Annotated in this window: 7 protein-coding genes; 5 read left to right on the top strand and 2 right to left on the bottom strand. The window is 60.3% G+C overall.

Features of this window, described 5'->3' with window-relative positions:
- Nucleotides 1-552: 552 nt before the first annotated feature.
- Nucleotides 553-873, bottom strand: a complete 321-nt coding sequence (locus KQ310_RS03370) for an MTH1187 family thiamine-binding protein (protein ID WP_259720375.1) — start codon at nt 871-873, stop codon at nt 553-555.
- Nucleotides 874-1,017: 144 nt separating this feature from the next.
- Between KQ310_RS03370 and KQ310_RS03375 the strand changes: the two genes are divergently transcribed.
- From KQ310_RS03375 to KQ310_RS03395, 5 genes are all read left to right on the top strand, one after another.
- Nucleotides 1,018-1,401, top strand: a complete 384-nt coding sequence (locus KQ310_RS03375; protein WP_259720376.1) for a hypothetical protein — start codon at nt 1,018-1,020, stop codon at nt 1,399-1,401.
- A 176-nt stretch (nt 1,402-1,577) separates the two neighbouring features.
- Entirely contained in the window at nt 1,578-1,943 is a 366-nt protein-coding gene (locus KQ310_RS03380) for an AbrB family transcriptional regulator (RefSeq protein WP_259720377.1), read from the top strand.
- 513 nt (nt 1,944-2,456) lie between these two features.
- Nucleotides 2,457-2,762: a hypothetical protein gene (locus KQ310_RS03385; RefSeq protein WP_259720378.1), complete on the top strand. Its 306-nt coding sequence runs from the start codon at nt 2,457-2,459 to the stop codon at nt 2,760-2,762.
- Between the two features lie 168 nt (nt 2,763-2,930).
- On the top strand, nt 2,931-4,610 hold the full coding sequence (locus tag KQ310_RS03390) for an adenylate/guanylate cyclase domain-containing protein (RefSeq protein ID WP_259720379.1): 1,680 nt from the start codon (nt 2,931-2,933) through the stop codon (nt 4,608-4,610).
- A gap of 9 nt (nt 4,611-4,619) precedes the next feature.
- Nucleotides 4,620-6,065, top strand: coding sequence for a mechanosensitive ion channel family protein (locus tag KQ310_RS03395; protein WP_259720380.1), 1,446 nt, complete (start codon nt 4,620-4,622; stop codon nt 6,063-6,065).
- Nucleotides 6,066-6,712: 647 nt separating this feature from the next.
- Here KQ310_RS03395 and KQ310_RS03400 read toward each other — a convergent pair.
- A partial coding sequence (locus tag KQ310_RS03400; protein WP_259720381.1) for a transposase occupies nt 6,713-7,472 on the bottom strand: 760 nt, incomplete at its 5' end.

Genomic DNA, 7,472 nt, shown 5'->3' on the forward strand with positions numbered 1-7,472 from the left:
ATTCACAACCCGCAACTGAGCCCATCCCTTGCCGCCAAGAGCCTTGGGCATTCTCTGATGGTGCACACCAGTCTTTACCAACGCTGGTTCGACAGTGCCTCGATGGCCTCACTTGTTGCGCAGATGTGAGGCGAAACCCTCCACGTCCACATAGATCGTCCGGCGTTTGCCGGTTTCGCCTCTGGTGGCGCTGACGAATTGGGTGGGGATCCGTCCGCGGTCGATGGCAGCACGCAGGGCCCTGCTGCCATCGACCTCGGTGATCCCATTGAGCCGGATTCCAGTCCACAGGTGCTGCTGTTGTTGGCGAGAGAGGAGGCGTCGGGCATTCAGCACGCACCGATGCGCCGCTCTCCTTGCACTGGGCAGCTGAGCCCACTCTGGTGCAGCCGGCGCTGCGGTGGATCGGCTTGCCGTACTGACACGACGGTCCAGCGGATCTATCCATGGATCAGAGGCCTCGACCAGGGCAGCGCGAGCCCTAGCCCTGCAACCGGCCCTAGCCCTTGGGCTTCTGCTAAGCAGTAGGGCGCCCGACACGGGGCGCCCTTCTCATTGGCCCCGTTCCGGCAGTTGTTGGAGCAACGCCTCAACGCTCGCCACCTTGTCTTCCAGCGTCTGATCTCGATCGGTGCGGGTGTTGACCTTGACGGTGGTGAAGATGCGGGGAGCGCCCATGGCGTGTACGGCCGTATGGCAGGCCTCGATCGCAGCAAACACCGGTCCCCACTCGCCCTCGATCGCGGTGCCGTTGGGGTGCAGCTGGATCTTGAGGCCGGCGTTCAGCAGCACCCGCTCGCAGGCAGCGATGTAAAGCGCCAGGTTGATGCCGACCCCAATCGGAACAACGCAGAGATCGACGATCACCTTCATCGACGTGCCTCGGAGGCTTCATTGAGAGGGTCCCATTCTCCTGGCCCCTTCTCCCCCAGCCGAGACGTTGTCTGGCATCCCCGGCAGTGCCATGCCTGCTCAAGTGGCCAGGCCTGGCGTTTGGGCCATACCGCCGGGTGGGCCATGGCCGTGGTGAACCGCTGCGCGGTGGGGATCTACCCCAGCCCTAAGTTGCTCGACTGGGCACGCCAGCTCGGGCTGGATGTGGAAGCTGCCGGAGCCCGTGAGCCCTGCCTGTATCTGATCCCTGACTACGACACCCAGGAGGAGGCCGAAGAAATCCTCGAGGAGATCTACGAGGCAATTTTTGAGGCGGAGCTCGACTACTGGCATCGCGACACCGGCACCTGGCCGGCAGAGCGCACCTACGAGGTGTTCCGCAAATGGTTCGAGGTGCGCTTCTACCCCCTGATCCAGGACCTGGTGGGCGAGGAACTCACCGCAACACCCCTGAGCAAGGGCCAGAGGATAAGGACGTCGGCCATCAGACTGGGCAGAAGCCGCTGAACCCGCCCCCACTTGCCGCTCTGTTGCTGGCTACGCCAGGGTCACATCGACCTGGATAGTTATGGTGATGGCGAAGCCCGCGAAAGCCTCCGCTGACGGGGCGAACACCCGCACCTTCTTGCTCTGGTAGCCAACAGCTTGTTCGTCATGGTCCAGCTGATTGATACATCAACACCATGACCCTTACCGGATCTGATCTCCTTGCTCGCGTCAAGGAGCTTGGCGATGTCTCCAAATCGGACCTGGTGCGGGAGGCTGGCTACGTCAGCACAAAGAAGGATGGTGGTGAGCGCCTGAATGTCACGGCGTTCAATGAAGCCCTGCTCGAGGCCAAAGGGGTTGGCTTGGGTGATGGTTCCGGCAATGGCAAGGGTGGCCGCTCCCTCAGCTACGTGGCCACCGTCCAGGGCAACGGGAATGTGCTGATCGGCAAGGCCTACTCCGCGTTGCTGGACCTCAGCCCCGGTGATGAGTTTGAGATCAAGCTGGGGCGCAAGGTGATCCGTCTGGTCCCTGTTGGTGGGGCTGACGAGGAGGAGTGAGGTAGTCTGCCTCTTCTGGCGAGGCCCAACACTTGACCAGGTGCCTTCAGCGGCGCTCCAATCCTTCTGAGAGTGAGGCGATGGTGCGTCTGATCTCCAAGGCGCTATGAACTGATTGCAGTTCGAGGGTCTGCCACTGGACGCGGGGAACACTTTTTCTATCCAGACAGTGCCTCTACGCCGCCAGTGGCCTGTCTGACGTGGCTAGCCACCTGTCGGCCATGCGCCGACAGTGACCCTTGGTTTTTGTTTTACAGAAGGCATCTGGAGGAGACCCAGTTGTCGGGTGCGATACCAGGTCCCTGAACCACTCGTCCTCAGCATGGGGCCTGGGTCAAGGTTTCCAGGCAGACGGCCGCAGTTGGACCCTTGGCCTGCGATCCAGAGAAGGTGAGGTGCGGCAAGGTCGGTGACGCCCCAACCCTGGCGGCCTTCCTTCCGCCCAACCGTCAGATCAACAACGTGGTGTGTCCACGCACGCTGGCTTATACTTTATCGCGGCTGCATTGATCGGTGACGTTCTTCAACAGACTCGGCATCCAGTCGAAACTGCTGTCCCTTGTGCTCGGAGTGAGTCTGCTCTCGATCACGCTCACGGGCCTTGTGAGCTACTTCAGCGGTCGTGCCTCGATGGTGGAGGCCGCCAACCAGCAATTGGTCAGCCTGCGCAATGCCCGCGCCGAGGCCATCAAAAATTATTTCGATGGCCTCCGGGCCCACACCCTGACTCTCGGTTATCAGAAGATGGTGGTGGATGCGATCAATTCGTTCAAGCCGGCGTTCGATAAACTAGAGGATAGCAAGCTCTCTCCCGAGTAGATCAACACTCTTAAGGAATATTATACTAACGAATTCCTGCCTGCGTTAAAGAAGAATATAGGCGGCAATCCCAAGCTGGCCACTTACTTCCCTCCTACTCCAGCCCCTCAATACCTTAAGTACCACTACACAGCTAAAAACCCCTACCCCATGGGGCGTCGATCCAGATTGGCCAACGCTGGAGATGGCAGCGACTACAGCAAGATTCATGAATCTTATCATGATCGCTTTCGGGTGATCGCCGATGAGTTCAAGTACCCCGACATTTTCCTGATCGACATCGACAGCGGTGTTGTTCTCTATAGCGTCTCCAAGGAAGTTGATTTTGGCACCAATCTTCGCAGTGGCCCGTTCTCCGAAAGTGGCCTGGCCAGGGCCTGGGAGATGGCCCGAAAATCACGGGATCCCGATTTCGTCGGCATGATCGATTTCGAGCAATACAGACCCAGCCTCGGCAAGCCCTCCGCCTTCATGACCACGACGGTCTTTGATGGAGACAAGTTTGTGGGAGCTCTGGTGATTCAGGTGTCGTCCGAGAAGATCGACGCCATCATGAATGCCAACCGCCAATGGAAGCAGGTGGGCCTGGGCTCCACCGGTGAGAGCTACCTGGTGGGCCAGGACAACCTGCTGCGCTCCACGACCCGTTTCTTTCTGGAGGATCGTACCGCCTACCTCAAGACCCTCAAGGACCAACGGATTAATGCCGACACCCTCAATCAGATCAAGATCGCTGACACCCCGATCCTGATCCAGAAAGCCGCCACGTTCGCCATCAATCAGGCCCTGGCGGGCTGGCCAGGGGTGGCCTCTTACAACGATTATCGCGGTGTACCGGTGCTTGGCGCCTACCAGCCGATCAAGCTGGGCGACTTCCATTGGGCCCTGATTGCCAAGATGGACCAGGCGGAGATCTTCAAGGGCGTCAACGATCTCAGTCGGTTGCTTCTGATTGTCACGGCGTTACTGATTCCCTTGATCACGTTGTTCTCGATCCGGGTGTCCCGCTCCTTCCTGACCCCGATCCGTCGACTGATCGCCGGCACAGAGGAGATCGCAGCCGGCAAGAGCGGGGTCCAGGTCGAAGTGCGCTCCTCTGATGAGTTCGGAGAGCTCACGGGTTCCTTCAATCGAATGGCCCGCTCCCTCGAGGACAAAGAGACGGAAATCCAGAAACAGGTGGTCGAGAACGATCGCCTGCTGCTGACGATCCTGCCGCCCAAGGCCGCTGCCCGCCTCAAGAGCGGTGAGGAGGTCAGGGCCGACAGCTTCCCCAATGTCACGGTGCTCTACGCGAACGTCGAAGGCTTCGATGCCCTCGCCGCCCAGCTCTCTTCTGATCAGGCTTTTGTGATCCTCAATGATCTGGTCGGAGCTTTCGACGAAGCGGCAGAGACCTATGGCGTCGAGAAGATGCGGACCATGGGCTCTACCTATTTGGCGATCTGCGGCCTCTCGGTGCCCAGGGTCGACCATGCCAAGCGAACGGTCGACTTCGCCCTGGCGATGCTCAAAATCATCCGTCGTTTCAGCACTTCGCAGAAACTTGACCTCAGCCTGGACATCGGCATTCACACCGGCCCGATCTCCGCAGGCGTGGTGGGCAAGACCAAGTTTAATTACGAAGTCTGGGGCGAAACCATCAACATTGCCAAGCAGATCCACGAGTCGCCCAAGCAGAATGTGATCCAGGCTTCCGGTTCCGTCTTCGAGGCCCTCCAGGGGCTCTACCGCTTTGAGCCGGTGAAGGAGATCGACGCAGAAGAAGTCGGTGCTCTGACCATTTGGGAAGTCAGCACGCTTCGCGAGTCTGGAAATGCAAGCGCCTCCCCGGCGGCGGTGAGTTGAGCTATGCCCATGCTCTCCCTTCAGCCAAACAGCATTGGCTGGGTTCTGGCTCTGGTGCTGGGGTTCCCCCTGGCGATGATTGTTCTTGGGGAACTGATTCTGCGCCTGGAGCGGCGCAAAGCCCAGTTAGCGGCTCCGTTTGAGATCCTGCGTCAGTGGGTGCTGCCCTCGCTCGCCCTCTTCATCGCCCTGGTGGAGGTGCTGCGGATCCCCCGCTCGGAGGTGTTCGCCCGCCTCTCGGAGACGCTGCTGTGGATCACGATCATCTATGCGGCGCTCACCCTGCTCAACGTCGTTCTGTTCACGGGCACCCAGGCGGACAGCTGGCAGGCCAAGGTGCCCCAGCTGCTGCGGGATGTGGGCCGCTTCGTGCTGGTGTGCATCGGCGCAGCGATCGTGCTCTCCACGGTCTGGGGGGCCAACCTTGGGGGCTTGCTGACAGCCCTGGGGGTGGGCTCCCTGGTGATCGGCCTCGCCCTGCAGGACAGCCTGGGCAACGTCTTCTCCGGCATCGCCCTGCTGTTCGAGCAACCGATCAAACTCGGCGACTGGATCCACCTCGAGACCGTACGGGGCAAGGTGGTAGAGATCAACTGGCGCTCTGTCCACATCCTCACGGCGAACAATGATCTGATGGTGGTTCCGAATGCTCTGCTGGCGAAGGGCAACTTCACCAACCTCAGCCGCCCAACAGGAGTCCGCGGTGACCGTCTCTGCTTTTCGTTCGCCTGCGACGACCCTCCCGAAAAGGTGATGCAGGTGCTGCTCGATCTGGCCCTGGAGATCGAAGATGTGGTCGCAGATCCCCCACCTGAAATCCTCCTTGATGACTACGGCGACTACGCCATCTCCTATGGAGTTCGCCTTTTCAGCCCCGATTACGAAAGCGGCCTGAGGGCTGTCCAGGCCTTCAAGACCCGGATCTGGTATGCCGCCCGGCGCCACGGGCTGACCATGCCCCTGCCGGTCCTGGTGAACGCCCCGTTTGAAAGCCGCCAGCTACCGCCCGAGAAGCAGCAGGGGCAGCAGTTGAGGATTCTGCAGCGGACTCCCTGCTTCGCCGGCCTGGCCACCCCCCTACTCGAAGCCATCCTTGAGCGAAGTGTGCTGCTCGACTATGCGGCCCAGGAGCGGGTGTTGGCTCAAGGTGCTCCCCTGCCCGGCCTCTTCTTGATCCTCGAGGGCCAGGTGACTTTGATCCTGGAGGATCTGCGTGGAAGGCCCCGCACGATCGGGGTGCTCTCCGTCGGTGAGCTCTTTGGGGTCAAGGCCTCTCTGCTTTCCGATCAGACCAGCGACACCAGCATCCAGGCAGTCGATCACCTGCGTGTGCTCATGATTGACACAGAAACCCTCCAGGCGACCCTGGAGCAGTCCCCCAGGCTGGCCCAGGACCTTGGCGAACTGATGGAACTACGTCGCCGTGCCATCAGCTCTGCTAGGCAGCAGGCCTAAGCACTCCGCAGATCCCTCCAATTCGTATGGCAAATGTGGTGGGACGGCACACGTATCCGTGCACCCACTAGGCACGGGCCTGAGTGCTTTTAGTTCCTGGTAGGAGTTGTAGGAGGGCAAATCGTCCTTGGCTTCTGCCAGCACATCCACAGCAGCTTGAAGGCGAATGAAGGCTTCTATGAGCTTGGAAGCAAACGAGTCAGGCTCGGCATAGTCAAGCTCAAGCTTGGGGATTCGATATCTTCCAGCATTCGATCCTGGTTGCCCTCGATCAATTCGAAGCTGGAAGACAGTGATTCTATTGAGTCCTTGAGCCCTTCCATGACTGGAGTAGTCACTGGATAAAGTTAGTATCCATCACATTATCATCCCTAAGTCAATTCTTTAGGACGCGAGACTGTCGACCCTTGGCAATCAGAGAGGAATGTCTAATACGCTGTGAGAGTGGTTACCTTGCTTTGATTCCTTGGTAAGCAATGATGTCTACCCCTTCTGGTTACCGCGCTATATTCGTTGCGCCGCCCTCCAGCCCTGCGACGCACCCCCAGCCCGTACCCGTTCAGGGGCCGTGACGCCGCAGCGCAGCATTCTACCCCTGATCGTTGATCAACGAGCGACCACAGACACCACGATCGATGACAGCCGATTCAGGGATTCGGCAACAGCGATGGCATCTCGCCGCCGCGATGATGGGCGATCAAGGCCTGCTCCAGGAACTGCCAGATATCACGGCCCTGTTGCCGCAGGCTGGTGGTGACCGTGAGCAGCCTGCTGCGGCAGATCGCACCCTGGCGGGATTGGACGCCATGGCTGATCTTGCGCTGAATCACCGAATGGCGCAGGGCACGTACTCCTGCGGAGAAGAATTCGTCTACGGCAGCATTGTTGGTGGGCTCGATCCCTTCAATCTCCAGGAAAGTCCAGAGGCCATCGCTCACTTGCAGCAACTGATGACAGGTACGCACCGTCTTGGCCCACGGCGTTCGCTCGCCGCGCTGGCAGCCCAGCTCCACCACCCGCCGCAGCGTGCCCACAAACGCCTGGCGGATCGGCCGGCAGCCCTGCTGCAATGTGGACCAGTCGATCGTTCCGTCTTTGTAGCGGTGCCACTGGGCAAACAGTTGCTGCTGCAGGCCCAGCAGCTCCGCTCCGATCTCACCGCTGACGCCCGGGCGTTCTGCGATGGCGGTGAGATCGCGGATCACGTCCGCCCAGCACAGCTGGCGCTGCTCCAGGGGGAGATGGTTGTAGGCGGAGAAGCGGTCGCTCACCACGTAGACGCAGTCTTCCGCGGAGCGGTTGCCGCCAAAGGCATCCCCCAGCAGCGCGATCGCAGCGGCTTTCGAGCGGCTCAGGCTCTGCATGTAGCCACAGGCTTCCGCGAAGCGGTACACCGTCACCAAGGCG

Origin of the sequence: Synechococcus sp. CS-1328, assembly GCF_025128095.1 — a bacterium.
Classification (GTDB): Bacteria; Cyanobacteriota; Cyanobacteriia; order PCC-6307; family Cyanobiaceae; genus CBW1002.